The organism is Pseudomonas sp. URIL14HWK12:I6 (genome assembly GCF_000514195.1).
Lineage (GTDB): Bacteria > Pseudomonadota > Gammaproteobacteria > Pseudomonadales > Pseudomonadaceae > Aquipseudomonas > Aquipseudomonas putida_A.
The window spans coordinates 39,356-65,181 of record NZ_AZVL01000026.1; the positions used below are offsets into that span (position 1 = coordinate 39,356).

Below are 25,826 nucleotides of genomic sequence, written 5' to 3' on the forward strand. Positions count from 1 at the left end.
TCGCTCAGTCCTGAAGTCGCTGCGCGAGGCCGAGCATGGCCCTGCGCAGCGCATCCGCCGAGCGGTGGACCGCCAGGGTTTCGGCGTCGCGGCACGCCTCTTCGAGATCGGTGCACGCCGCCGCCACCCGCGCGGCACCGACCATTTGCGCACCGCCCTTGATGTGGTGCGCCAGGGTAGTTAATTCGCTCAGGTCCTGTGGCTGGCGCGCAGCGTCCAGCCGTTGCAGATCCTCGTGCAGACTGCGCAACACTTGTTCGCGCAGGCGCTGCATCACTGCAGGATTGTCCCCGGCCATCTGTTCAAGCGCGCTCAGGTCGATCTCGGGCAACGGCGGTGCCGGGTACGACAGCTGGTCACCGTCACCGCGACTGGCCGCCTTCAATGCCTGTTGCAGATCGTGCAAGCGAATCGGCTTGAACAGACAATCGTCCATGCCGGCCTCAAGACAACGGACTTTCTCCTCGACCTGCGCGTTGGCAGTGAAGCCGAGGATCAGGCAGCGTGCCCGACCGCTCGCCGCCTCTTCTTCACGAAGTGTCCGAGCGAGTTCGTAACCGTTGCGCCGGGGCATGTTGCAATCGGTGATCAGCACATCGAAAGCCTGTGTTCGCCAGCGCTGCAAGCCCAGCTCACCATCCTCGACATCGACCGTAGCGTGGCCCAGTTCACTCAATTGCCGGCACAGGAGCAAGCGGTTGACCGGATGATCGTCCACCACCAGCACGCTCAGCGAACGCGCTGGCGTGTCCGCCACTTGCGGGCCTGCCGTCTCGGGTTCGAGCGCGGTCAACAGCGGCAACTGCAGGTTTACCTCGACCCGCGTTCCATGCCCCGGCTCGCTGTCCAGGTGCAGTGTGCCGCCCATCATTTCGCAGAGGTTACGGCTGATCACCAGGCCCAGTCCCGAGCCGCTACGCGCTGACTGGCCCTGGTTAGCGGCCTGGACGAACGGACTGAACAGGCGTTTGCGGTCATCGGCACTGATGCCGATTCCGCTGTCTGCAATCGCTAGTTTCACGGCCAACTGGCCAAGCGCTGTCCTGGTTACCGACAGTTGCAGACTGACCTGCCCGTGCTCGGTGAACTTGATCGCGTTGCTCAACAGGTTTGACAGCACTTGCTTGAAGCGTGTCGGGTCGAGCATGACGTCGACGTCACTGTGCGCATCCAGTTCGACCTGCCACAGCAGGCGTTTCTCCCGCGCCAGCCCTTCGAATACGCGGCACACCGCGATCACTTGTTCGCGCAGATTGGCCCGCTGCGGCGCGAGGGACAAATGCCCGGACTCGATACGTGCGATATCGAGAATGTCACCGATCAACGCCAGTAATTGCTGGCCGGCAGCGGACGCGACCTCGATTGCCAGCTTGTCGGTGACGCCCTCCTCGGCACGCTTGAGGGCCATTTCGAGCATGCCGATCAGGGCATTCATCGGCGTGCGGATTTCATGGCTCATGGTCGCCAGAAACGTAGTCTTGGCCCGATTGGCGTCGTCGGCGGCATCCTTGGCCTGCTGCAACTGCTGCAGCCACTGCTGACGCTGACGCAGCTGCGAGCGCTGAAAACCGATCCAGGCCAAGGCCAGCAACAGCAGCCCTGCCGCACCGGCAAACGCCAGCAGGATTTCGCGGCGATGACGCTGCCAGTAGCTCTCTTCCACGACCACGTCATGGCTCCAGCGCTCGACCAGTTCGTCCATCTGCTGCGGCGCGATGCTCAGCAACGCCTTGTTCAGAATCGTGTGCAGCGACGTATCCTGCGCTGCGGTCGCCAGCGCAATGCGTGCCGGCTGATCGCCGATCGTGTTGGTGATGCGCAAGCGTTCGCGATAATGGCGGGCGATCAGAAAACGCGCCACCAGCAGCGAGCTGACGGTCGCGTCGGCCTGGCCTTTGGCGATCTGCTCCATGCCCTCGGCCGGGCTGCGCACCTCCACCAGGCGAATCCCGGGCACCTGCTGCAGAATAAAGTCGTGCAATGGATGACCGCGATAAATCGCCAGCCGCTTGCCCGGCAGATCGGCGAGGCTGCGCGGGCTGCCGGCCGTCGTCGCGCTGACCAGCACAAACGGATTGTTCAGGTAGGCACGGGTAAATTGCAGCTCGGTTTCCCGTTCGCTGCTCGGGGTCACCACCGGCAACACGTCGAGTTCACCGGCCTTGAGCTGCTCAATCTGACGATCCAGCGAACGCCCCCGAACCAACTCGAATTGCAGCCCGGTACGCTGACTGATCAGGTTGAGCAACTGCGCCGACAGCCCGTTGAATCGTCCGTCGGCATCAAAAAACGTCAGCGGTGCGAAGTCTTCGATCACGCCGACCCGCACCCGCGGATGTTGCTCCAGCCACTGCTGCTCGCTGGCACTGAGGCGCACCTGCGACTGCGCGGCCATTTGCGCGCGCCCTGCGCTCCAGCGCTGCTCGATCAACTGACGACGCTCCATGGGAATCGCCGCCAGCGCCTTGTCGATGATGCGTTTTAGGCGCACCTCACTGCGCAGCAGGGCGAAACCGAAGGGATTGGCATCCAGACCCGACGGCCCGGCCAGTTGCAGGTCATTGCGGTAATTGGTGTTGATCAGGTAATTGGCACTGATCAGATCGCCGAGATAGCCGTCATCGACACCGAACGCCACCGCACCCAGCGCATCCATTGCCGAGGCGTAACGCTGCACCTTCGCGTCGGGGTAGAACGCCTGCACGCTGGTCAGCGGCAGATAGTCCTCGACCATGGCGATGCGTTTGCCTGCCAGGTCGGCCGGCAACGTTTCGTCGAGCCGGGTCACCAGCATCGGTTGGTCTTCGGCGTAGGGGCGCGACAAGATGAAATCCGCATCGGCCAGCTCGAAATTGTTCGAGGTGCCCAGCAGGTCGAGTTCGCCGCGCTTGAGTGCACTCATCACCGCGTCGCGGTTGGCGTAGCGTTGCACCTCGATCCGCACCCCGAGCAGTTGCGCCAGCAACTCGGCATAGTCGGCGGTGAGACCTTCCAGCTCCTGCCGATTTCGCGTGATCTCGAACGGTGGATAATCGGGCCCGGAAATACCCATGTGCAACGTCGAATGGCTGCGTAGCCACTGTTGATCCTGGGGGTCGAGCGGGACTTGAATGTTCTCCAGTGCTGCCTGGCTCAACAACTCCAGAGGCTGCGGCGACTCACTGGCCCAGCAGGTGGCCGTGATGCTCAACCACAGCAACCAGCACCAGCGTCGCGGATTCAACCGAGCACTCAGATCAGATGGTTGCGCTTGGCGAAATCGCGCAAGTGCACAGTTGAATTGATACCGAGCTTTTTCATCAAGCGGGTTTTGTAAGTGCTGACGGTTTTATGACTCAGGTGCATGGTTTCGGCGATCGCCTTGTTGAGTTTGCCCATCGCCAGTTGCTCGAGAATGCTCAGTTCACGATTGGAGAGCTGGTCGATCAGTTGGGTTTCGCTGCGGTGCAACGGGCTCGACGAATGCGCTTTTTCAGGCAGCGCAGCAAAATAGGAATAGCCAGACATCAGTGCCTGGATTGCCTTGTGTAGTTGCAGCAACTGGTTGGTTTTGGCTACGTAGCCCATCGCACCGCCGCGCATACAGCGGTCCTGATAGTAGAGCGGATCCTGAGAAGTAAATATCAGCACCCTGCATTCGGGGTCGTTGGCCTTGAGCCGCTCCAGCGCTTCCAGTCCACCCACCCCCGGCAACTTGAGATCGAGTATCACCAGTTCAGGTTTGTGCTCACGGCTAAGCTCCAGGGCTTCGCTGGCGCTCGACGCTTCATGAATCACCCTGAACCTTTCGGCTTCGAGCACAAGTTTCACGGCAGCCCGCACCACCGGATGATCGTCGACGATCAGCGCTGACTTCATGACCGCTCCCAGGGCAAAAACAAAACGATGGCGCCACCGGTAGCGGCTGTTACGCTGGGGTGGCTGCGCAAGAACTGTTACACGGGAAGCCAGTCGTATCTACCTGTCAGATCTGACAGTTGCGCAAAAACGTAATTCGTGCTCAAGCCCGGCGTTGCAAGGCTGGCGCCGGGTTCCAGGCATTAGCTGCACACACCGGGGCAACGTCGACCCGCGCCATCAGGTGCTTGATCGCGGCCGCATTGGGCAGGCCGACATGGCTGATCTGCAGGTTTTCCTGAGCGAAGCCTGCGGGCGTCAGCGCAGGTGCCGAGGGCTCGTTATAGATCAGGGCGTGGCGCACCTGCGGGTTGTTGAGGAAAAACCCCGGTAGGTCCAGCGATCCGGCCGCCAGCTCGGCGTTGATGACCACGACGTCGAACGGTTCACAGCCGTAGTCCACCAGGGTCAGCAGCTCAAGCAGACTCTGTACCGGAGCAACCCGGAAGTATTCGAGACCATTGAACAGGCGCTCGATTTTCATCCGGTGAAAATGCTGCGAATCGGCAATCAGGATACGCAGGGCTTTATTGATCATGCTCGATCTCGTGGAGGTGGACGGGTGCGCCAAGACTACGCAAGCCTCAGGAGCAGTTCTGTAGGACTTTTCCTAAAAAACCGGTCATTCATCCGCACTCATGAGCCATGCCGAATGGCTGCCCGACGTTGTGGCCTTATTCGGTGGTACTCGGACTCCAGAACGCCTGCACCACCAGCGCTGAAGTCGAGATCCGCGCCACCAGCGCATCGAGTTCATCGCCGTCGACCGAAGTGGTCGCCAGCGTGGCTTCTATCTCGATTTCGTCGGCACCGAAGGCGTGCACATCGACGTCGCTGGCCGGGTAGTTGCTGCGTTCCAGCTCGGCTTCGAGCAGGGCGAACACGGCTTTCTGCTGCGAGCGCCGGGCGATCACGTAAACGATGTTGGTGACTTCGGCCGAGACCACGTCCAGTGGCTGGCGGTTGATGTTGTTGACGATCGGCCGCAGCAAGGTGTTGGCGGCCAGAATGAACAGCGTGCCGAGCACCGCTTCGGCCAGCAGGTCGGCACCGGCGCAGGCACCGACAGCGGCTGATGTCCACAGAGTTGCGGCGGTGTTGAGGCCGCGCACGTTGCCTTCTTCGCGCATGATCACCCCGGCACCGAGAAAGCCGATGCCGGAGACCACGTAGGCGACCACCCGCACCGCGCCTTCAGCGCCGCCGAGACGGTTGGCCATGTCGACGAAAATCGCCGCGCCGACCGCCACCAGCACGTTGGTGCGCAGGCCCGCCGTGCGTTGCCGGTACTGGCGCTCGAAACCGATCAGGCCACCGAGGATGAACGCGGCGCTGAGGCTGACCAGCGTGTCGAGCAGTGAGTCGAGGTTGAGGTTGTTGATGGCTTGCATAGTCTAGTCCTTGAAAACATCCGAATCCCCTGTAGGAGTGAGCCTGCTCGCGATAGCGGTGTGTCAGTCGTTGAAATTTTGACTGACGGATTGCCATCGCGAGCAGGCTCACTCCTACAGAGGGAACAGCGTTGTCCTGCTGTTATTGCCAGCCGAACCGGCGGATGTAGAAGCCTTTCACCGCCTGGGTCAGCGCCATGTACGCCAGCAGGATCACCGGCAGGAACACGAAGTACATCGACGGCAGTGCCTGCAGTTTGAAGTAGTTGGCCAGCGGCCCCATCGGCAGGAAGATCCCGACCGCCATGATGATCCCGGTCATCCCCAGCAGCGGCATGGCTGCACGGCTTTGCAGGAACGGAATCTTCGGCGTGCGGATCATGTGCACGATCAGCGTCTGGGTCAGCAACCCCACCACGAACCAGCCGGACTGGAACAGGGTCTGGTGATCCGGGGTGTTGGCATCGAACACATACCACATCAAGGCGAACGTCAGGATGTCAAAGATCGAACTGATCGGTCCGAAGAACAGCATGAAGCGCCCGACATCAGCCGGCTGCCAGCGTTGCGGCTTTTTCAGCATCTCGTCATCGACGTTGTCGAACGGAATGGCGATCTGCGAAATGTCGTACAGCAGGTTCTGTACCAGCAGGTGCATCGGCAGCATCGGCAGGAACGGAATGAACGCACTGGCGACCAGCACCGAGAACACGTTGCCGAAGTTGGAGCTGGCGGTCATCTTGATGTACTTGAGCATGTTGGCGAAGGTGCGACGCCCTTCGAGTACGCCCTCCTCCAGCACCATCAGGCTCTTTTCCAGGAGGATGATGTCAGCGGCTTCCTTGGCGATGTCCACCGCGCTGTCCACCGAGATTCCGATGTCGGCGGTGCGCAGCGCCGGGGCGTCGTTGATGCCGTCGCCCATGAAGCCGACCACATGCCCGTTGCCCTTGAGGATGCGCACGATGCGCTCCTTGTGCGATGGCGTCAGTTTGGCGAAGACGTTGGTGTTCTCCACCGCCACCGCCAGCTCGGCGTCGCTCATGCGCTCGATGTCGTTGCCCATCAGCAAGCCCTGTTGCGCCAGACCGACTTCGCGGCAAATCTTCGCGGTCACCAGTTCGTTGTCACCGGTCAGCACCTTGACCGCCACGCCGTGCTCGGCCAGAGCCTTGAGCGCCGGAGCAGTGCTTTCCTTCGGTGGATCGAGGAACGCCACATAACCGATCAGCGTCAGCTCCTGTTCATCCGCCAGGCTGTAAGTGTCGCGACCTGCCGGCATCGAGCGGGCAGCCACCGCCACCACGCGCAAGCCTTCAGCGTTGAATGCTGCGGTGACCTGACGAATCCGGGTCAGCAATTCATCGCTCAAGGCTTCTTCGACTTCGCCGTGCTGCACGCGGGTGCACACCGCCAGCACTTCTTCCACTGCGCCTTTGCAGATCAGCAGATGCGGCTCGCCACGCCCCTCGACCACCACCGACATGCGCCGGCGATTGAAGTCGAACGGAACCTCATCGACCTTGCGAAATGCCGTGCCGACTTTCAGTTCACGGTGAATTTCCACATGTTCCAGCACCGCCACGTCGAGCAGGTTTTTCAGCCCGGTCTGGTAGTAGCTGTTGAGGTAGGCCTTTTCCAGCACGTCATCGGAGTCTTCACCCCAGACGTCGACATTGCGCGCGAGGAAGATCTTGTCCTGGGTCAGGGTGCCGGTCTTGTCGGTGCACAGCACGTCCATGGCGCCGAAGTTCTGGATCGCGTCCAGACGTTTGACGATGACCTTTTTGCGCGACAGGAACACCGCACCTTTGGCCAGGGTCGAGGTGACGATCATCGGCAGCATTTCCGGGGTCAGGCCCACGGCAATCGACAGCGCGAACAGCAGCGCTTCGGTCCAGTCACCCTTGGTGAAACCGTTGATGAACAGCACCAGCGGCGCCATGACGAACATGAAGCGGATCAGCAGCCAGCTGACTTTGTTCACGCCCAGCTGGAACGAGGTCACCGCGCGGTCAGTCGCGCCGACCCGCTGCGCCAGCGCGCCGAAATAGGTGCTGTTGCCGGTGGTGAGAATCACCGCCACCGCCGTACCGGACACCACGTTGGTGCCCATGAACAGAATGTTCTCCAGCTCCAGCGGATTACGCGTGTCGCGGTCGGCCTGACGGGCGAATTTTTCCACCGGCATCGATTCACCGGTCATCGCCGCCTGGCTGACGAACAGATCCTTGGCGCTGAGCACCCGGCAGTCGGCAGGAATCATGTCGCCGGCGGACAGCACGATCAGGTCGCCCGGCACCAGTTGCTTGATCGGCAGTTCGATCCGCGGCTCGTCGCGGCGCATCACCGTGGCGGTGTTGCTGACCATCGCCTTGAGCGCGTCGGCGGCCTGGTTGGATTTGCTTTCCTGCCAGAAGCGCAGCAGCGTCGACAGCACCACCATGGAGAAAATCACCGTGGCGGCTTTCAGGTCTTCGGTCAGCCACGAAATCACCGCCAACAGGGTCAGCAGCAGGTTGAACGGGTTTTTGTAGCAGTGCCACAGGTGGGTCCACCATGGCAGCGGCTGCTCGTGTTCGACTTCGTTGAGGCCGTACTGCGCACGCAGGGCGTCGACTTCAAAGTCAGTCAAACCGTCGGTGTGAGTGCCCAGCGACGACAGCAGTTCACCGCTGTCGCGATGGGCTGCATCGACCAGGGTGTTGGCCAGAGTGGGCGGGACTTCACGGCTGACCGTGGTGTCGTTGATCGATTCCAGCAGCGCCAGACGGCGGAAGTGCCGGGCGATGTGGCGTGTGCGCAGGAAGCCTGCGAAAAATTCCTTGAGCGTAAGTTTCATGGCTGTTGCCCCTATGGTCAGCCGGGAAACCGTCGAGCAGGTACGACCGCGCCTCGTACGCCGGAAAATCCGGCACGGCAAGGCTTGGCGCGCCGATCACAAGGACAGGCGTGTCGATAGGTTTGCGATCGCGACCACACGGTCGAAATCACATACTTTCAGTGTCGATGAGAAGGACGTCGGGACATGGTCTCAACTGACCATGATCGGGATGCCGCTGCTCGCTTTACGGCGAGACAACGGCAGAGAAAGGCTGCGCGTTATCTTGCCGAGAATCTGCCGGTTACCGAGACCGGCCGACAACTGTCACTCGAACAAGTACCCACTTTGGGTCTCCGCTATTGATGAAAACGCGCGAAGCTTACGCCTCGATGATTTGAGAGTAAACCCGTGGAAGGAGGTGTGTCGGGGAATGTGGCGGGTGTTCAGGAAGGGTTCAGGATTCAGATTTCAGGGTGTTTTTGACGGCCCTTCGCGAGCAGGCTCGCTCCCACATTTTGTTCTGCGTACACAGAACCATTGTGGGAGCGAGCCTGCTCGCGAAGGCGGTGTATCAGGCAAAGCAGATTCAGCTGGCGGTCGCCAACAACAGATCCGCCACCGAACGATGCCCACGGTTCTTGCCATGCTCATACAGCGAGCCGGCAATCTCGTCAGCACGCACCGGCAACACCGACAGCAACGTATCACTCAGACCATGGCTGGCCTGGCAGAAGCCCTGCATGTACAGACCGGCCTTGCAGCGTTCGTCGGTGATCAGTTTGTAGTTGCGATCGACCTCGAAATCACCGAGGTATTCTTCCAGCGGTGCCAACAGTTTGCGGTGCATCTGCCGCTCGTAACCGGTGGCCAGGACCACGGCGTCATAGATACGCACGGTGACTTCGCCGGTGGCGTTGTTGCGCACCGCCAGTTCGATGCCGCGTTCGGTGGCGGTGGCGCTCTCGACGGTGGTCAGGGTACGGAACGCATGACGGGCAATGCCCGAGACTTTCTGCCGATAGAAGATGCCGTAGATGCGCTCGATCAGGTCGATGTCGACCACCGAGTAGTTGGTGTTGTGGTACTCGTTGACCAGCCGCTCACGCTCGGCGCTGTTTTGCTGGAACACCAGATCGGTGAACTCCGGCGAGAACACTTCGTTGACGAACGGGCTGTCGTCCGCAGGCTTGAGGGCCGAACCGCGCAGGATCATGTCGACCTGCACCGACGGGAACGAATCGTTCAGATCGATAAAGGCTTCCGCCGCGCTCTGCCCGCCGCCGATGATCGCGATGCTCATCGGTTGGTTGTTCACACACGGCTGTTTGGCCATCTGCGACAGATACTGCGAGTGGTGGAACACGCGGCTGTCGCCCTTCAGTGCCTTGAACGCTTCAGGAATTCGCGGCGTGCCACCGGCACTGACCACCACCGAACGCGCAGTGCGCACGAACTGCTGGCCTTCGCTGTCGCGGGAGATCACGCGCAGCGCTTCAACCTGATGGTTGTGCAGCACCGGTTCGATGGTCAGCACTTCTTCGCCATAGCGGCTCTGCTCGGTGAACTGCCCGGCGACCCAGCGCAGGTAGTCGTTGTACTCCATGCGGCACGGGTAGAAGGTGCCGAGGTTGATGAAGTCGACCAGACGGCCGTGGGCCTTCAGGTAATTGACGAACGAGTACGGGCTGGTCGGGTTGCGCAGGGTCACCAGATCCTTGAGGAAGGAAATCTGCAATTCGCTTTGGGTCGACAGGGTGTTGCCGTGCCAGCTGTAGTTGGCCTGCTTGTCGAGGAACAGCACATCCAGCTCGCCGTGGGTCGGGCCGCGCTCTTGCAGAGCGATGGCCAGCGCCAGGTTCGAAGGGCCGAAACCGACGCCGATCAGGTCGTGAACGATGGGCGATGCAATTGCCTGAGTCATTTCCAGTGTCCTCTGGATGAACCCCTCAACAAGGGGAAAGGAGAGCCTAAGTGACCCGACTGGCCTTGAGCAGGACAGCAGGTCGTCTGTTGAGTAGGAACGAGGACAGTGAAATAAAATTTAGCGATGGCGGCTCAATGGGCATCCCATTGCTTGATGCGCAGACGGCAATGCTTCATCGCATTGACGATGTGTTTTTCCACCAGTGCCTTGGAAATTCCCAGCTGTTCGGCAATCTGCGGGTGCGACAGGCCTTCGATCTTGCGCAGCAGAAAACTGTCGCGGCACAGCGGCGACAATTCCGCCAGGGCGCGCTGGAGCATCTCCAGACGCTGGCCGTGATCGAGAGTGCCATGGGGCGACGGGGTGAAATAGCGCTCTTCGCTGTCGAGCACTTCCAGTGGCTCGACCTGGCGCAAGGCGTTGCGCCGATGATCGTCGATCACCAGATTCAACGCAGTGCGATAAAGAAAGGCTCGGGGCTGCTCGATGGGCGTGTCGCTGGAGCGTTCCAGAACCCGCACATAAGCGTCATGCACCACATCTTCGGCGACCTGACGGTTGCCGAGCTTGGCGTTCAGGAAACACACCAGCTCGCGATAGTAGTTTTCCAACATGACTCCCGGCCGCATCGATGCGGATTCGATCCTTGAGCACACTGATCGACGGCCCGCGAACACGGGTAGCAAGATAGTGGCAACTGAGGTGCGTAATTTATAGTAATTCTCATATAGATTTAAAGTGGCGTTTGTCGTTGCCCGCTAAATAGTGCCGTTCTATACCTGTAACATCCTGTGTCTTCGCTTAAATTCCCCCGCGTATTCATCGTTTACAGGACAGCTCCCCGTGTCTGTCGCGCCCTGCGACAGCGTTCTGCGGCTGCGCGCTGTGGCGTGCAGCCGGACGACGGGCCGAATTCCACTGGCCGGAACCCTGCATGAAACGTCCTCGCCCCGCTCGACGCGCCCTGCTCGCAGTCCTTTGTCTGATTCCTGTTGTTGCCTACGCCGCGTGGCAAATCATGCCGCCGGGCCGCGAGCGCTTCGCCACCGTGCAAGTCAGCCGTGGCGACATCGAGAGCAGCGTCACCGCGCTGGGCACCCTGCAACCGCGCCGGTATGTCGATGTCGGCGCGCAGGCCTCCGGGCAGATCCAGAAAATCCACGTCGAAGTCGGTGACGTGGTCAAGGAAGGTCAACTGCTGGTGGAAATCGATCCGTCCACGCAGAAGGCCAAACTCGACGCCGGACGCTTCTCCATCGAAAACCTCAAGGCGCAATTGCAGGAGCAACGCGCCCAGCATGAACTGGCGCGGCAGAAATATCAGCGCCAGCAGAATCTCGCCGCCGGCGGCGCCACCCGTGCAGAAGACGTGCAGACCGCCCGCGCCGAACTGAAAGCCACTCAGGCCCGCGTCGACATGTTCCAGGCACAGATCCGCCAGGCCGAAGCGAGCCTGCGCAGCGATCAGGCCGAACTCGGCTACACGCGGATCTACGCGCCGATGGCCGGCACCGTGGTTGCCCTCGACGCCCGCGAAGGCCAGACCCTCAACGCGCAACAGCAGACGCCGCTGATCCTGCGCATCGCCAAGCTGTCACCGATGACCGTGTGGGCCGAGGTTTCCGAGGCTGACATCGGTCACGTCAAACCGGGCATGACCGCCTACTTCACCACCCTCAGCGGCGGCCAGCGGCGCTGGAGCAGCACCGTGCGGCAGATTCTGCCGGTGCCGCCCAAGCCGCTGGACCAGACCAGCCAGGGCGGCGGCAGCCCAGCCAGCAGCAGTAAAAGCGGCAGCGCCCGCGTTGTGCTGTACACGGTTTTGCTCGACGTCGATAACGCCGACAACGCCTTGATGGCCGAGATGACCACTCAGGTGTTTTTCGTCGCCAATCAGGCCAAAGGCGTGCTCACCGCGCCGGTCGCCGCGTTGCAGGGCAGCACCACGGCCAACCTGCAAACCGCGCAGGTGGTGGCGGCCAACGGCGACATCCAGCAACGCGAGGTACGCACCGGCATCAGCGACCGGCTCAAGGTGCAGATTGTCGACGGCCTCAACGAAGGCGATCACCTGTTGATCGGCCCGGTCGACGGCAGCGGAGGCTGAATGCAAACGCCTCTGATCGATCTGCAGGACATTCGCAAATCCTACGGCGGCGGTGACGCGCCTGAAGTTCACGTGTTGCGCGGCATCGACCTGTCGATTCACGCTGGTGAATTCGTGGCGATTGTCGGCGCTTCCGGCTCCGGCAAATCGACCCTGATGAATATCCTCGGCTGCCTCGACCGCCCGACCTCCGGCGAGTACCGCTTCGCCGGGGAAAACGTTGCCGGCCTCGACAGCGACGAGCTGGCCTGGCTGCGTCGCGAAGCCTTTGGATTTGTGTTCCAGGGCTATCACCTGATTCCGTCCGGCTCGGCCCAGGAAAACGTCGAGATGCCGGCGATCTATGCCGGCACCCCGGCCGCCGAACGTCACGCCCGCGCCGCTGCCCTGCTCGACCGCCTCGGTCTGGCCTCGCGCACCGGCAACCGCCCGCATCAGTTGTCCGGTGGCCAGCAGCAACGGGTGTCGATTGCCCGGGCGTTGATGAACGGCGGCCACATCATCCTCGCCGACGAACCCACCGGCGCCCTCGACAGCCACAGCGGCAAAGAGGTGATGGCGCTGCTCGACGAACTGGCGAGTCAGGGCCACGTGGTGATCCTCATCACCCACGACCGCGAAGTCGCGGCCCGGGCCAAACGCATCATCGAAATACGCGACGGCCTGATCATCAGCGACAGCGCCCGCGACAATCCCCACGCCCAGACCAGCGCCAACCCCGGCGCCCTGCAAGCGGTGGATCTGCGCCAGCGTCTGGCCGACGGCGCCGAAGCCACCGGCGCCTGGAAAGGCGAACTGGTCGATGCCCTGCACGCGGCGTGGCGGGTGATGTGGATCAACCGCTTTCGCACCGCACTGACCCTGCTCGGGATCATCATCGGCGTGGCGTCGGTGGTGGTGATGCTGGCGGTCGGTGAAGGCAGCAAACGCCAGGTGATGGCGCAGATGGGCGCGTTCGGTTCGAACATTATTTACCTCAGCGGCTCGGCGCCCAACCCGCGCACGCCGCCGGGGATCATCACCCTCGACGATGTGCACGCGCTGGCCAGCCTGCCGCAAGTGCAGCGGATCATGCCGGTCAACGGCGCCGAGGCCGGCGTACGTTACGGCAATGCCGACCACCTGAGTTACGTCGGCGGCAACGACACCAACTTCCCGGCGATCTTCAACTGGCCGGTGGTGCAAGGCAGTTACTTCACCGAGGCCGATGAGCAGAATGCTGCAGCCGTCGCGGTGATCGGCCACAAAGTCCGCAGCAAACTGCTCAAGGATGTGCCGAACCCGATCGGCCAGTTCATCCTGATCGAGAATGTGCCGTTCCAGGTGGTCGGCGTGCTCGCCGAAAAAGGCGCCAGTTCCGGCGACTCCGACAGCGACAATCGCATCGCCATCCCTTATTCGGCGGCCAGCGTCCGGCTGTTCGGCACACGCAATCCGGAATACGTGGCCATCGCCGCCGCCGACGCGCGCAAGGTCAAGGACACCGAGCAGGCCATCGAGCAACTGATGCTGCGCCTGCACAACGGCAAGAAGGATTTCGAACTGACCAACAACGCCGCGATGATCCAGGCCGAGGCCCGCACCCAGAACACCCTGTCGCTGATGCTCGGCTCGATTGCGGCGATTTCGCTGCTGGTCGGCGGCATCGGCGTGATGAACATCATGCTCATGACCGTGCGCGAGCGGACTCGCGAGATCGGCATTCGCATGGCCACCGGCGCACGTCAGCGCGACATCCTCCGGCAGTTCCTCACCGAAGCGGTGATGCTCTCGGTGGTCGGCGGCATTGCCGGCATCGCCCTGGCGCTGATCGTCGGCGGCGTGCTGATCCTCAGCGAAGTGGCCGTGGCTTTTTCCTTGATGGCGGTACTCGGCGCGTTCGGCTGCGCCCTGGTCACCGGTGTTGTCTTCGGCTTCATGCCTGCCCGCAAAGCTGCCCGGCTCGACCCGGTCACGGCCCTTACCAGTGAATGATCGATCTATGAAACCGCGCCTCAGCCTGTTGACCGTGTGCCTGATCCTCAGTGCCTGCGGCAGTCCCGTTCAGCGCCCGGACAGTGGCGTGCAAACGCCAACTGCCTGGCAGTCGCCCCATGGCGCCAGCGTTGCCCGCAACAACCCGCAGTGGTGGACGCAATTTGGCAGCCCGGAACTGGATCGTCTGATCGAACAGGCTCGCGTCGGCAGTTTCGACCTCGCGGCCGCCGTTGCTCGAGTGCATCAGGCGCAGGCGGCCACCGTCATCGCTGGCGGCTCACAGTTGCCGGAGGTCAAGGCCGGTCTGAATGCCAATCGGCAGAAACTGCTGCGCGGCAATGGCTACAGCCAACTCGATGCCAACAGCAGCAACAAGGCGGTGGACTATTTCGATACCAACCTGAGCGCCACCTACGAAATCGATTTCTGGGGCGGCAAACGCGCCTCGCGCGACAGTGCGCAGTTCGCTCTGCAGGCCAGCGAATTCGACCGGGCGACGGTCGAACTGACATTGCTCAGCGGCGTTGCCAGCACGTATGCGCAAACCTTGTCGCTACGCGAGCAGAGCCGCATCGCCGAACTCAATCTGGCCAACGCGCAAAGCGTGCTGAAACTGGTGCAGACGCGGTTTGATTCAGGCTCAGCCACCGCGCTGGAACTGGCGCAACAGAAGAGCCTGGTCGCCGCCCAGCAATGGCAATTGCCGCGCGTGCAACAGCAAGCCCAGGACGCGCTGATCAGCCTCGCCGCCCTGCTTGGCCGACCGGTGCAGCAACTGTCGACGACAGAGTCCTTCGATCACCTGCAATGGCCAGACATCGCCGCTGGCGTGCCCAGCGAGTTGCTCACGCATCGTCCGGACATCGCACGCGCCGAAGCCCAACTGGCCGCCGCCGAAGCTGACGTCAAAGTCGCTCGCGCGGCCATGTTGCCGGCACTGACCCTGACCGCCCAACTCGGCTCGGGCGCCAATCAGTTCGACGATTTGATCCGCAGCCCTTTCTACAACCTGACCGCCGGACTGGTCGCACCGATTTTCAATAACGGTCGCCTCGGCGCTGAACGCGACAAGGCCTCTGCGCGCCAGCAAGAGCTGCTGGAAACTTACCGTGGGGCGATCATCAACGGTTTCGCCGATGTGGAAAAAGCGCTCAATAGCATTCGCCGCCTGGATGAGCAGCGGTTGTGGCAGAACGAAGAACTGAATCAGGCGCAGACCGCATTCGACATCGCGCAGAGCCGCTACCAGGCCGGCGCTGAAGACTTGCTGACTGTCCTCGAAACCCAGCGCACCTTGTACGCAGCGCAGGATCAGAACGTGCAACTGCGCCTGGCGCGGATGCAGGCGAGCATTGCGCTGTACAAGGCGCTTGGTGGCGGGTGGCAGACCTTGTAATTGCGGCGACTGACAGATCGCCTTCGCGAGCAGGCTCGCTCCCACATTTGAACGCGTTCCATCAGTAAGAATGCGTTCTCATGTAGAAGTCAGCCCGGACATTGTGGGCTGACACCTGAACCCGTGGGAGCGAGCCTGCTCGCGAATGATCGATGACGCAGCCCTCAAGCCGGGCTGGTTTTAGGCTTCAGATTGCGCGCATACCATGGCCTTTGCGGCACGCGGCGGAACAGGCCGGCGAGTTTTTCCTCGTCGGTGATGAAGGTGATGCGCAGCGCCAGCTTCATGGTTTCCGGATCCATCTCCACCGACTTGCCCATCTGCAATCCCGGCGTGGTGCTGCAGCCATGGGTGATCGGCCCGAGCCACGGGTCGTCGACTTCCACCCAGCGCCCCGGGGCAAACCATGGCACGCCATTGACCTGCAGCCGCGTGACTTCGCCCGGATGGAACCGCTCGTGGGCGCGGAACCAGTCCTCGATGCGATCGTCGATCCAGCCATGGAAATGCCAGAACGTCGGGTTGACGTGGGAAGAAAACGGATCGCCGAGGAAATCATTTTCGGCGTTGTACCAACGCGCCGCGAAGTCCGCCGGATCGCGGGCAAACGGCACCGGCTGACCGTTGGACGGATCGCGTGGCACGGAGGCCCAGCGCATGTGCAGCCAGTCATGCAGGCCCAACTCGACTTCGGAGCCGAACTGGCCGAGGGTGAGCCGGGCCAGATACGCCGGATCGCGATACTGCGACTCCCAGACCTGAAAGTTGCTTTCGTAAGTCTCGGCAGTCTTGATGTCGCTGACCCACTGACTGAATTCGTCATCACCCGCCGCCGTCCAGGTCGGCGGTAAAGCCGTGCCGTCGTGGTTGTCGAAATAGCGGGCGAAGCCGACGCGGTCGCGGACCAGCTCCGGCTGCGGCAGCGGGAAAAACTCCCAGGATGGCAATTCCTGCATCGAGCGCGCCGTCCCGAGCATGTGCCGGTGCATGAAGAAAAAGTCCACGCCCGAGCCATTGCGATCCTTGCGCGGACCACGGGCATCGCGCTCCTTGTCGCGCGGGCCGGGCTGCCAGCCGATGCCGCGCAAGGCCTCGCGTTTGTCCTCGGGCAGTTTGTGCCACTTGTCCCGGGTCGCATGCCACAACTGGTGAAACAGGCGATGCTCGGGAGAGATCAACCACGCCAGCAACGTCGGGTTGAGCGGCGTGCGCTCGCGCGCTTCGGGAAACAGCCGCTTGACGGCGACGAAGCGATTGTCCTGCGCCGGCAAGGCCAGCGACCGGTCCAGGCGCAAGGCCTTGCCGCTGAGGGTGCCACTGCCGGCATTGCCGAAGTCGGCCCAGACCTCATCGAGGATCATCTCCAGCTCATAGCTGATCTGGCCGTCGGCACCGATCAGGCGCCAGCTCAGCTTCGCCGCATCAGCTTTCGCGAGGTCGCCCAGAATTCGGTAACGCGGTGTTTCAGCGGAACGCAGGCGCTCGGGCGTGTCGAGAAAACCGCACACGCCGCGCCCCTTCTGGCCGATGTCGAGAAACACTTGCAGACCCTTGAGCGGCAAGCCCTCGAGGCCGGCATCGGCACCTTCGAAACGGATATCCCACACCCCGCGCAACGCATTCGCCAGGCGCTGTCCGGCCATGTCGGCGACGTCGAAAGACGCTTCGCCCGGGGTGATCGTCGGGTCCGGCTTCGTCCATTCACGATGCCCGAAATACGCCGCAGGCACGGCAGCGCCGGTCAGCGCCAGGCCCGCCATGAACCATCGTCGAGAAATCTTCATTGCCCTACCTGTGTCAGCCATGAAGCAGGCTTTATCCAAGCTAGAACGTTTGTTGCCCCGACAAATTTAACGCGCCCGGCGATGATGACTTGTGGCGAGGGGATTCATCCCCGATGAGTTGCGAAGCAACTCCCATCCGACGCTGGCGGCGACACCAGAAGGGACTGCGCTGGCAGGCCTTGCGAGCGCTTCGCACTCGATCGGGGATAAATCCCCTCGCCACAGCACCAGGCTTAAATTTTGCCGCCAACCACTCGTTCTTCCCAGATAGCGAAGGCCCCCGCGCCTGCACCTCGATGGCGAACCTGACTGAGATGGCAATGACAAAACCACGTTCGAAAAAGGCTCTATTCATCGGCCTGCCGTTGGCCCTGGCGATCAGCGCCGGCGCAGGCTTTGCCGTGTGGCATCACTGGTTCAAGGACGACCTCGGCTACCCGGCCAAAGTCATGAAGCAGGCCGATGAGCTGCACGAACGCATGCTCTCTTTCGACAGCCATGTCAGCCTGACGCAAAATTTCGGCACCGATGGCCACGAAGCCGACAAGGACGGCGACGGCCAGTTCGACCTCGCCAAGGCCAACCGCGGGCGCCTGTCAGGCGCCGCGCTGACCATCTTCGGCTGGCCGGAAATGTGGAACGGCCCGAACGCCCCGCACAAGCCAACCCCCGGCTTCGTCGACGAGGCGCGCAACCAGCAGGAAATCCGCTTCAAGATCATCTCCGGGATGGTTCGCGACTACCCCAATCAGGTGGCCATCGCCTACACCCCCGATGACTTCCGGCGCTTGCACGGCGAAGGCAAATTCGCGATTTTCATCAGCATGCTCAACGCCTATCCGCTGGGCCACGACCTCAACCTGCTGGACCTGTGGACCGCGCGCGGCATGCGCATGTTCGGTTTCAGCTACATCGGCAACAACGACTGGGCGGATTCGTCGCGGCCGCTGCCATTCCTCAATGATTCGCCGGACGCCCTCGACGGTCTCTCGGATCTGGGCAAGCAGGCGGTCAAGCGCCTCAACGATCTGGGCGTGATCATCGACGTCTCGCAAATGTCGACCAAAGCCCTCGAACAAGTTGCGCAACTGAGCCGCACGCCGCTGGTGGCCTCGCATTCGGCGCCACGTGCGATGGTCGACATTCCGCGCAACCTCAGCGACAAGGAAATGCAGCTGATCAAAAACAGCGGCGGCGTGGTGCAGATCGTCGCGTTCTCGCAGTACCTGCGTCCGCTCACCCAGCAAACCCAGGACAAGCTCAACGAGATGCGCAAGGACTTCGACCTGCCGCCGCTGCCGAACCTGGCGATGGCGCTGATGCCGGGCGACCCGATCATTGCGGCGTGGTCCGAGCAGAAGTTTGGTCAGTACGCCAGCCGCCTGTACGGCATCCTTGAAGAAGAGCCGAAAGCCAGCCTCAAGGATCTGGGCGATGCCATCGATTACGCGGTGCGCAAGATCGGCATCGACCATGTCGGCATCAGCTCCGACTTCAACGAAGGTGGCGGCGTCAAAGGTTTCGAGAACGTCGGCGAAATCCGTAACGTCACCGCCGAACTGATCTCGCGTGGCTACTCCGAAGCGGACATCGCCAAGCTCTGGGGCGGCAACTTCCTGCGGGTCTGGGATCAGGTCGAGAAAGCCGCGAAACCGGCACTGGCCGCTGCGCCGGGAACTGCCCAGCCATGAGCAATCGTCGTGAGTTCTTGAAGCAGGCGGGGATTCTCGCGGCGGCGCTGCCACTGGGCGCGAGCCTGCCGAATGTCGCCTGTGCCGCGAACGCCGCGCCCGCGACCGGCAACAAGTGGACGCGGTTGCAGCAGCTGTTCGATCAGGATCCAGCGTATCTGCACTTCTCCAACTTTCTGATCACCTCGCACCCGAAACCGGTGCGCGAGGCGATTGAACGACACCGCGCCGCCCTCGACAAAAATCCCGGCCTGGCCATGGATTGGGATCTCGGCGTGATCGAACAGCGCGAGGAGAACGTGCGGGTCTGGGCCGGACGCTACCTGCAAGCCGACGCCAAACAGATCGCCCTGACCGGCAGCACCACCGAAGGTCTGGCGACGATCTACGGCGGCGTGCACGTGCGCCCCGATCAGGAAATCCTCACCACCGAGCACGAGCACTACGCGACCCACACCATCCTCGCCCTGCGTAGCGAACGCGACGGCACCCGGGTGCGCAAAATTCGCCTGTTCAAGGATTCGTACAGCGCCAGCAAGGCAGAAATCCTTGCTGCCATCGACGGCGCCATCCGCCCCGAAACCCGGGTGCTGGGCATGTGCTGGGTGCATTCGGGCAGCGGCATGAAACTGCCCATCGGTGAAATCGGCGCCATCGTCGACCGGCACAACCGCGGTCGCAGCGACGCTGACCGCATCGTTTACGTGGTCGACGGGGTGCATGGCTTCGGCGTGGACAACCTGAACTTCGCGCAGATGAACTGCGACTTCTTCATTGCCGGCACCCACAAGTGGATGTTCGGCCCGCGCGGCACCGGCATCGTCTGCAGTCGCTTTGCCGAAGTCAGATACGTCACCCCGATCATTCCGACGTTCTCCGAAGCCACGGCGTTTTCCACCACCATGACACCCGGTGGCTATCACTCGTTCGAGCACCGCTGGGCGCTGGACGAAGCGTTCAAATTGCATCTTGAGCTGGGCAAGGCCGAGGTCGAGGCGCGCATTCACGCGCTCAACAGCTACCTGAAACAACGCCTGCAGCAACGGCCGCAGATCGAACTGGTGACGCCACTGAGCCCTGAGCTGTCCGCCGGTTTCACCTTCTTCCGGGTCAAGGGCAAGGACAGCGACAAGATCGCCGCGCACCTGATGGCCAACCGCGTGGTGGCCGATGCCGTGCACCGTGACGTCGGCCCGGTGATCCGTACCGCACCGGGGCTGCTCAACGACGAAAAGCAAATCGACCGCTTGCTGGGCGTGCTCGATCAGGCCCTTTGACCCGGACGCTCCTTTTTTTCCTTTTAGCGAGACTCGCAATGAACAGTGAACTGCGTCGATTTTCCTTGAAGGCGCTGCCGGCGCTGATGCTCACCGCCCTCGCCGCCGGCCTGCTGCCGGGTGCCGCGCAGGCCGCCACCCCGCCTGCGCCGGGCAAGGTGTTCAAGGACTGCAAGGACTGCCCGGAAATGGTCGTGCTGCCCACCGGCACGTTCACCATGGGCACCCCGGAGGATGAGGTCGGCCGCGAGCCGGATGAAGGGCCGCTGCACCCGGTGACGTTTGCCAAACCGCTGGCGATCAGCCGTTTCCAGATTCTGCGCGGCGAGTGGGACGCCTACCTCAAGGACAGCGGCTACAAGATGCCCGACGGCGACACGCGCCCCGGTCGCGCCTGCAAGGCCGGGATCCCGGATTATCAGGGCAGCGACCCGCGCAAGCAGTACACCGACAAGCACCCGGCGGTGTGCATGGATTTCCCGGAGGTCGAAGCGTACGTGGCCTGGCTGTCGAAGAAGACCTGCCAGCAATACCGGCTGGTCAGCGAATCGCTGCGTGAATACGCCGCCCGCGCCGGCAGCACCGGGCCGTTCCCTTTCCCGTTTGACGAAGGCAAGGAATACAGCATCGCCAAACACGCCAACACCTATGGCGCCGCCGATGGCTACAACTTCACCGCGCCGGCCGGCAGCTTCCCGGCCAATGCCTTCGGCGTCTACGACATGCACGGCAATATTTATGAGTGGACCGCCGATTGCTACAACGAGAACTACGTCGGCGCGCCAAGCGATGGCAGTGCCTGGTTAAGCGGCAAGTGCGACGTGCGGCGCATCCGTGGCAACGACTGGGGCGAGGCCCCGGTGTTCTCGCGCTCGGGCAACCGCAACGCCACTTACACCGACACCCGTGGCGACTGGATCGGCTTCCGGGTCGCCCGTGATCTGTAACGCCATCGCCCGGCTAAATTAGCCGTCCTGCCAGTCGTTCTAAAAGTGGGCGCGATCCTCCATGGCGCGCCCACCGCCCTCTACGTCATCCAGGCGAACCCACGCGCAGTGCCGGTGTTCGCCGCTCCTTCAAGCAGGGAACCTCCATGAGCAAACCAACACGCGGGGTGATCAATGAATTGTTCGCCCTGCTCAAACCCTTTCGACTGATCGTCAGCGTGTCGATCCTGCTTGGCATGGTCGGTGGCCTGAGCGTCACCGCGCTGCTGGCGACCATCAACAACGTGCTGCACGCCGAGGGCGCACTGACCAGCACCATGGTCGCGGTGTTTGCCGGCCTGTGCCTGCTGGCGCTGACCAGCTCGATCTTTTCCGACATCGGCACCAATTTCGTCGGCCAGCACATCATCGCCAAATTGCGCAAAGAGCTGGGCGAGAAAGTCCTCTCGGCGCCGATCGAGCAGATCGAGCGCTATCGCAGCCATCGGCTGATTCCGGTGCTGACCCACGACGTCGACACCATCAGCGACTTCGCCTTCGCCTTTGCGCCGCTGGCGATTTCCCTGACCGTGACCCTTGGTTGCATGGGCTACCTGGCGATGCTGTCGTGGCCGATGTTCCTGATGATGGCGGTGGCGATCCTGATCGGCACGGTCATTCAATACATCGCACGCGGGCGCGGCATGCAGGGTTTCCTCAAGGCCCGCGACTACGAAGACGAGTTGCAGAAGCACTATCACGCAGTCGCCGAGGGCGCCAAGGAACTGCGCATTCACCGCCCGCGCCGGCATCGCATGTTCGTCTCGGGCATCGAAGGCACGGCCGACAAGATCTGCGACACGCAGGTGCGTTCGGTGAACATTTTCGTGGTCGCCAAGACCTTGGGTTCGATGCTGTTCTTCGTGGTGATCGGTCTGGCGCTGGGCCTGCAATCGCTGTGGCCGAGTGCCGACAAAGCGGTGATGAGCGGTTTTGTGCTGGTGCTGCTGTACATGAAAGGGCCGCTGGAACACATCATCGGCACCCTGCCGATCGTCAGTCGCGCGCAAATCGCGTTCCGCCGGATCGCCGATCTGTCCGAGCAGTTTTCCTCGCCAGAGCCGCACCTGCTGCTCAGCGATCAGGGCCACCAAAAGACCCCGGTGCACAGCCTGGAACTGACCGATGTCTCGTACAGTTTCCCGACGGTAGAAGGCGCCAAGCCGTTCCGGTTGGGACCGGTGAACCTGAAAATCGAACAGGGCGACATCATTTTCATCGTCGGCGAAAATGGCTGCGGCAAGACGACGCTGATCAAGTTGCTGCTGGGCCTGTACGCGCCACAGCAAGGCGAAATCCGCCTCAACCAGCAGCTTGTCGATGCCGCCAACCGCGACGATTACCGCCAGTTGTTCACCACGATTTTCGCCGACTATTACCTGTTCGACGACGTGGTCCAGGGCGATACGCATATCCCGGAAGACGCCAACCAATACCTGGAGCGCCTGGAAATTGCGCACAAGGTCAGTGTGCGTGACGGCTCGTTCACCACCACCGACCTGTCCACCGGCCAGCGCAAGCGTCTGGCCCTGATCAACGCCTGGCTCGAAGAGCGTCCGGTGCTGGTGTTCGACGAGTGGGCCGCCGATCAGGACCCGACCTTCCGGCGGATTTTCTACACCGAGCTGCTGCCGGACCTGAAGCGCCTGGGCAAGACCATCATCGTCATTTCCCACGACGATCGTTACTTCGATGTAGCAGACCAACTGGTGCGCATGAGCGCCGGCAAAGTGGTCACTGAGCTGCAACCCGCCTGACTGTGAAAAATTTGTAAAAAAATTGCGTTGAGCTTTCCGGTTTTCGGAAGGCTCAACGTCTTACTAACAGTTAATAGAAATAGTTCTCAGTCAACACTTTGAAGAGTAGAAGAACAATGCCCGCACCGCACGGACTCCACCCGCTCGCCAAGGCTCTGCTGATCCGCCGCTCCTTCCGTTGCACCTTGCCCGCGTTCTGCGCCATGGCCCTGACTGTGCCGATGACCGGCCAGGCCCAGGCCGCCGCCGTGGCGATCAATATTCCTGCACAGTCGCTGGGGAGCGCGTTGCAGGAATTCGGTCGCCAGACCAACCTCCAAGTGCTGTACAGCCCGGATGAAGTCAGTGGCCTGCGCAGCAGCGCCGTCAGTGGCAACCTGGAACCGACCGCCGCCATCGCGCAACTGCTGCAAGGCACCAACATCGCCTACAGCGTCGAAGGCAACAACGTCGCCTTGCGTTCGCGCAGCACCGGCGGTGCCAGCCTCGATCTGGCCCCGACCAGCATTTCCGCCACCGCCGAATCGGCCTGGGGCCCGGTAGACGGGATCGTCGCCAAGCGCAGCGCCACCGGTTCGAAGACCGATTCGTCGCTCAAGGAAATCCCGCAGACCATCAACGTCGTCACTCAAGACGAAATCAAGATGCGCGGCTCGAAGACCGTCACCGAAGCTCTGCAGTACACGCCGGGCATGACCGGCGGCGGTTTCTCGGACCGGGTGAAGATCTTCGACGAACCGACCTCCCGCGGCTTCTCCCCTACTCCGCTGTACCTCGACGGCCTGCACATGCCTTACGGCGGCGGCAGCACCGGTGGTTCGCTGCAGATCGACCCGTACACCCTGGAGCGCGTTGAAGTGCTCAAGGGTCCGGCCTCGGTGCTGTACGGCCAGAACCAGCCGGGCGGTATCGTCAACATGGTCAGCAAGCGTCCGACCGCGACCCCGCTGCACGAAGTGAAGCTCGGCGGCGGCAGCTATGACCGCAAGTACGGTGCCTTCGACCTCGGCGGCCCGATCGATGATCAGGGCGAATTCCTCTATCGCCTGACCGGTGTGGTCAACGACAGCGGCTCGGCCATCGACTACGCCAGCCAGAACCGCATGCTGCTGGCGCCAAGCCTGACCTGGCTGCCTAACGATCAGACCACCATCACCGTGTTCGGTCAGTACCAGAAAGACCACGATGTACCGGAAGCCCAAGGCCTGCCGGCCAACGGCACCGTGCATCGCAGCCAGGCCGGGCGCATCAGCCGCAGCCTGTTCCTCGGCGAGCCGGACGTGAACAAGTACCACCGCGAGCAGTTCGTCGTCGGTTACGAGATCGCTCACGAACTCAACGACGTCTGGACCCTGAAGCAGAACGCGCGTTACGCCGACATCAACGACCAGTACGTGGCGCCGCTGCACGGTTATGCGTTCCCGACCAACCCGGTTACCGGCCTCAACGACGGCAGCTACCAGAGCCGTTATGCGGTGGACTGGTCGCAGCACAACAAGGTCTACGGCATCGATAACATTGCCCAGGCCAAGTTCCACACCGCCGACGTCGAACACACCGTGCTGCTGGGCGTGGACTACTACCACTACAATTCGAAATTCCTCGGCCTGTACGACCGCACCGCTCCAGGTCTGGACCTGTACAACCCGGTGTATGGCAGCCAGATCAATTTCCGTCAGCCGTACAAATGGGACAACACCATCACCCAGACCGGCCTGTACGCTCAGGATCAACTGCGCTGGAACCAGTGGTTCCTGACCCTCGGCGGTCGGTATGACTTCGCCGAAACCGACAACAAGCAACCGCTGAGCGGCGGCCACAGCAACCAGAAAGACGAGAAGTTCACCGGGCGTGCCGGCCTGGGCTACGAGTTCGACAACGGCATCACGCCGTACATCAGCTACGCCGAATCGTTCCTGCCGCAAACCGGTACCGACATGAGCGGCGGCGCCTTCGAACCGACCACCGGCAAGCAGTACGAAGTCGGCGTCAAGTACGAGCCGAAGTCGATCGACGGCTTCATCCAGCTGTCGGCGTACCAGATCGACCAAGACAATATGCTGACCACCGACCTCAACAACCCGGGCTTCAGCACCCAGAGCGGCTCCGTGCGTTCGCGCGGTATCGAGCTGGAAGGCAAGGTCAACGTCACCCGCAACCTGCGCGTGCTGGCGGCGGTGTCGCGTAACCAGACCAAGTGGGAGAAAGACAACGACGGTCGCGAAGGTCGCACTCTGGCCATGCGTCCACCGCTGACCGCCTCCGCGTGGGTCAACTACGACTTCGACATCTCCACCGCCCTCGCCGGTTTCGGCATGGGCCTGGGCGCCCGTTACGTGCGCAGCAGCTACGGTTCGGATTACGAGTCGGACTCGTTCCAGATTCCGTCCTACACCGTGTATGACGCCATGGTCTCTTACGACCTGGAGAAATCGCCGCTGCATGTCAAAGGCGTGAAGCTGCAAGCCAACCTGCAAAACCTCACTGACGAGAAGTACGTTGCCGCGTGCAATGGCACCCTCGACTGCTACTACGGCGAAGGCCGGACCATGACTGCTGACGTGACCTATAACTGGTAATACGTTTAGCGCTCACTGAAACGCCGGCATTTTGCTGGCGTTTTTTTTGGGGACTTGGCGGCCTTTGGGCCGACCAGGCTCTTGGGGTTTTGGGTGAATATCCGTTGCTTCGGGTGCTGCCGCTGGCGGTTTCGCTCTTACAGCGAGTCACCTTTTCCAGACGCCGAAAAGGTAACCCAAAAGGCTTTGCCCCGGCGTACGGCACTTCGCTGAGGCTCAGTGTTCCCTCGCTACGG

16 protein-coding genes are annotated in these 25,826 nt (G+C 62.1%); 8 read left to right on the plus strand and 8 right to left on the minus strand.

The annotated features are described in order from the left end of the window. Window positions 1-4: 4 nt before the first annotated feature. From H043_RS0124175 to H043_RS0124205, 7 genes are all read right to left on the minus strand, one after another. The gene (locus H043_RS0124175; protein WP_027614021.1) at window positions 5-3,223 is read right to left on the minus strand and encodes a transporter substrate-binding domain-containing protein; all 3,219 of its coding nucleotides are present in this window, start codon (window positions 3,221-3,223) and stop codon (window positions 5-7) included. Window positions 3,224-3,231: 8 nt separating this feature from the next. Further along, window positions 3,232-3,858: a response regulator transcription factor gene (locus tag H043_RS0124180; protein ID WP_027614022.1), complete on the minus strand. Its 627-nt coding sequence runs from the start codon at window positions 3,856-3,858 to the stop codon at window positions 3,232-3,234. A gap of 142 nt (window positions 3,859-4,000) precedes the next feature. Next, window positions 4,001-4,435 (minus strand): hypothetical protein, encoded by a 435-nt coding sequence (locus H043_RS0124185; RefSeq protein WP_027614023.1) that lies wholly within the window; start codon window positions 4,433-4,435, stop codon window positions 4,001-4,003. Window positions 4,436-4,571: 136 nt separating this feature from the next. Further along, complete coding sequence (locus tag H043_RS0124190) at window positions 4,572-5,288, minus strand: MgtC/SapB family protein (RefSeq protein WP_027614024.1); 717 nt, start codon at window positions 5,286-5,288, stop codon at window positions 4,572-4,574. A gap of 142 nt (window positions 5,289-5,430) precedes the next feature. Beyond that, complete coding sequence (gene mgtA, locus H043_RS0124195; protein ID WP_027614025.1) at window positions 5,431-8,130, minus strand: magnesium-translocating P-type ATPase; 2,700 nt, start codon at window positions 8,128-8,130, stop codon at window positions 5,431-5,433. Window positions 8,131-8,698: 568 nt separating this feature from the next. Continuing rightward, a complete protein-coding gene (locus tag H043_RS0124200) occupies window positions 8,699-10,033 on the minus strand; it encodes a lysine N(6)-hydroxylase/L-ornithine N(5)-oxygenase family protein (RefSeq protein WP_027614026.1) in 1,335 nt (444 codons plus the stop codon). 134 nt (window positions 10,034-10,167) lie between these two features. Next, window positions 10,168-10,650 carry a sigma-70 family RNA polymerase sigma factor gene (locus H043_RS0124205; protein WP_027614027.1) on the minus strand — a complete coding sequence of 161 codons (483 nt, stop codon included), beginning with the start codon at window positions 10,648-10,650 and terminating at the stop codon, window positions 10,168-10,170. Window positions 10,651-10,970: 320 nt separating this feature from the next. Between H043_RS0124205 and H043_RS0124210 the strand changes: the two genes are divergently transcribed. The 3 genes from H043_RS0124210 to H043_RS0124220 are packed head-to-tail and all read left to right on the plus strand — an operon-like array spanning window position 10,971 to window position 15,516. Then, window positions 10,971-12,143, plus strand: a complete 1,173-nt coding sequence (locus tag H043_RS0124210; RefSeq protein ID WP_027614028.1) for an efflux RND transporter periplasmic adaptor subunit — start codon at window positions 10,971-10,973, stop codon at window positions 12,141-12,143. Next, on the plus strand, window positions 12,144-14,117 hold the full coding sequence (locus H043_RS0124215) for a MacB family efflux pump subunit (protein WP_027614029.1): 1,974 nt from the start codon (window positions 12,144-12,146) through the stop codon (window positions 14,115-14,117). Between the two features lie 7 nt (window positions 14,118-14,124). Next, a complete protein-coding gene (locus H043_RS0124220) occupies window positions 14,125-15,516 on the plus strand; it encodes an efflux transporter outer membrane subunit (protein ID WP_027614030.1) in 1,392 nt (463 codons plus the stop codon). A gap of 164 nt (window positions 15,517-15,680) precedes the next feature. Here H043_RS0124220 and H043_RS0124225 read toward each other — a convergent pair whose 3' ends face one another. After that, window positions 15,681-17,300, minus strand: coding sequence for a hypothetical protein (locus tag H043_RS0124225; RefSeq protein ID WP_027614031.1), 1,620 nt, complete (start codon window positions 17,298-17,300; stop codon window positions 15,681-15,683). A 320-nt stretch (window positions 17,301-17,620) separates the two neighbouring features. Here H043_RS0124225 and pvdM point away from each other — a divergent pair, with 320 nt between their 5' ends. The 5 genes from pvdM to H043_RS0124250 all read left to right on the plus strand — a co-directional run bounded on the left by pvdM (window position 17,621) and on the right by H043_RS0124250 (window position 25,590). After that, window positions 17,621-18,991: a pyoverdine-tailoring dipeptidase-like protein PvdM gene (gene pvdM, locus H043_RS0124230; RefSeq protein ID WP_027614032.1), complete on the plus strand. Its 1,371-nt coding sequence runs from the start codon at window positions 17,621-17,623 to the stop codon at window positions 18,989-18,991. Next, entirely contained in the window at window positions 18,988-20,268 is a 1,281-nt protein-coding gene (locus H043_RS0124235) for an aminotransferase class V-fold PLP-dependent enzyme (protein ID WP_027614033.1), read from the plus strand. The genes pvdM and H043_RS0124235 overlap by 4 nt, the downstream gene beginning before the upstream one ends. A 38-nt stretch (window positions 20,269-20,306) precedes the next feature. Continuing rightward, window positions 20,307-21,215, plus strand: a complete 909-nt coding sequence (locus H043_RS0124240; protein ID WP_027614034.1) for a formylglycine-generating enzyme family protein — start codon at window positions 20,307-20,309, stop codon at window positions 21,213-21,215. Window positions 21,216-21,361: 146 nt separating this feature from the next. Further along, window positions 21,362-23,011, plus strand: a complete 1,650-nt coding sequence (locus H043_RS0124245) for a cyclic peptide export ABC transporter (protein ID WP_007968743.1) — start codon at window positions 21,362-21,364, stop codon at window positions 23,009-23,011. Between the two features lie 116 nt (window positions 23,012-23,127). Next, window positions 23,128-25,590, plus strand: a complete 2,463-nt coding sequence (locus tag H043_RS0124250; protein WP_027614035.1) for a TonB-dependent siderophore receptor — start codon at window positions 23,128-23,130, stop codon at window positions 25,588-25,590. Window positions 25,591-25,826 lie beyond the last annotated feature (236 nt).

Excerpts from the sequence above, each read along its gene's own strand:
- H043_RS0124180 (WP_027614022.1), bottom strand. The coding sequence starts at position 3,858 with ATGAAGTCAGCGCTGATCGTCGACGATCATCCGGTGGTGCGGGCTGCC.
- H043_RS0124185 (WP_027614023.1), bottom strand. The coding sequence starts at position 4,435 with ATGATCAATAAAGCCCTGCGTATCCTGATTGCCGATTCGCAGCATTTT.
- H043_RS0124190 (WP_027614024.1), bottom strand. The coding sequence starts at position 5,288 with ATGCAAGCCATCAACAACCTCAACCTCGACTCACTGCTCGACACGCTG.
- mgtA (WP_027614025.1), bottom strand. The coding sequence starts at position 8,130 with ATGAAACTTACGCTCAAGGAATTTTTCGCAGGCTTCCTGCGCACACGC.
- H043_RS0124200 (WP_027614026.1), bottom strand. The coding sequence starts at position 10,033 with ATGACTCAGGCAATTGCATCGCCCATCGTTCACGACCTGATCGGCGTC.
- H043_RS0124205 (WP_027614027.1), bottom strand. The coding sequence starts at position 10,650 with ATGTTGGAAAACTACTATCGCGAGCTGGTGTGTTTCCTGAACGCCAAG.
- H043_RS0124210 (WP_027614028.1), top strand. The coding sequence starts at position 10,971 with ATGAAACGTCCTCGCCCCGCTCGACGCGCCCTGCTCGCAGTCCTTTGT.
- H043_RS0124215 (WP_027614029.1), top strand. The coding sequence starts at position 12,144 with ATGCAAACGCCTCTGATCGATCTGCAGGACATTCGCAAATCCTACGGC.
- H043_RS0124220 (WP_027614030.1), top strand. The coding sequence starts at position 14,125 with ATGAAACCGCGCCTCAGCCTGTTGACCGTGTGCCTGATCCTCAGTGCC.
- H043_RS0124225 (WP_027614031.1), bottom strand. The coding sequence starts at position 17,300 with ATGAAGATTTCTCGACGATGGTTCATGGCGGGCCTGGCGCTGACCGGC.
- pvdM (WP_027614032.1), top strand. The coding sequence starts at position 17,621 with ATGACAAAACCACGTTCGAAAAAGGCTCTATTCATCGGCCTGCCGTTG.
- H043_RS0124235 (WP_027614033.1), top strand. The coding sequence starts at position 18,988 with ATGAGCAATCGTCGTGAGTTCTTGAAGCAGGCGGGGATTCTCGCGGCG.
- H043_RS0124240 (WP_027614034.1), top strand. The coding sequence starts at position 20,307 with ATGAACAGTGAACTGCGTCGATTTTCCTTGAAGGCGCTGCCGGCGCTG.
- H043_RS0124245 (WP_007968743.1), top strand. The coding sequence starts at position 21,362 with ATGAGCAAACCAACACGCGGGGTGATCAATGAATTGTTCGCCCTGCTC.
- H043_RS0124250 (WP_027614035.1), top strand. The coding sequence starts at position 23,128 with ATGCCCGCACCGCACGGACTCCACCCGCTCGCCAAGGCTCTGCTGATC.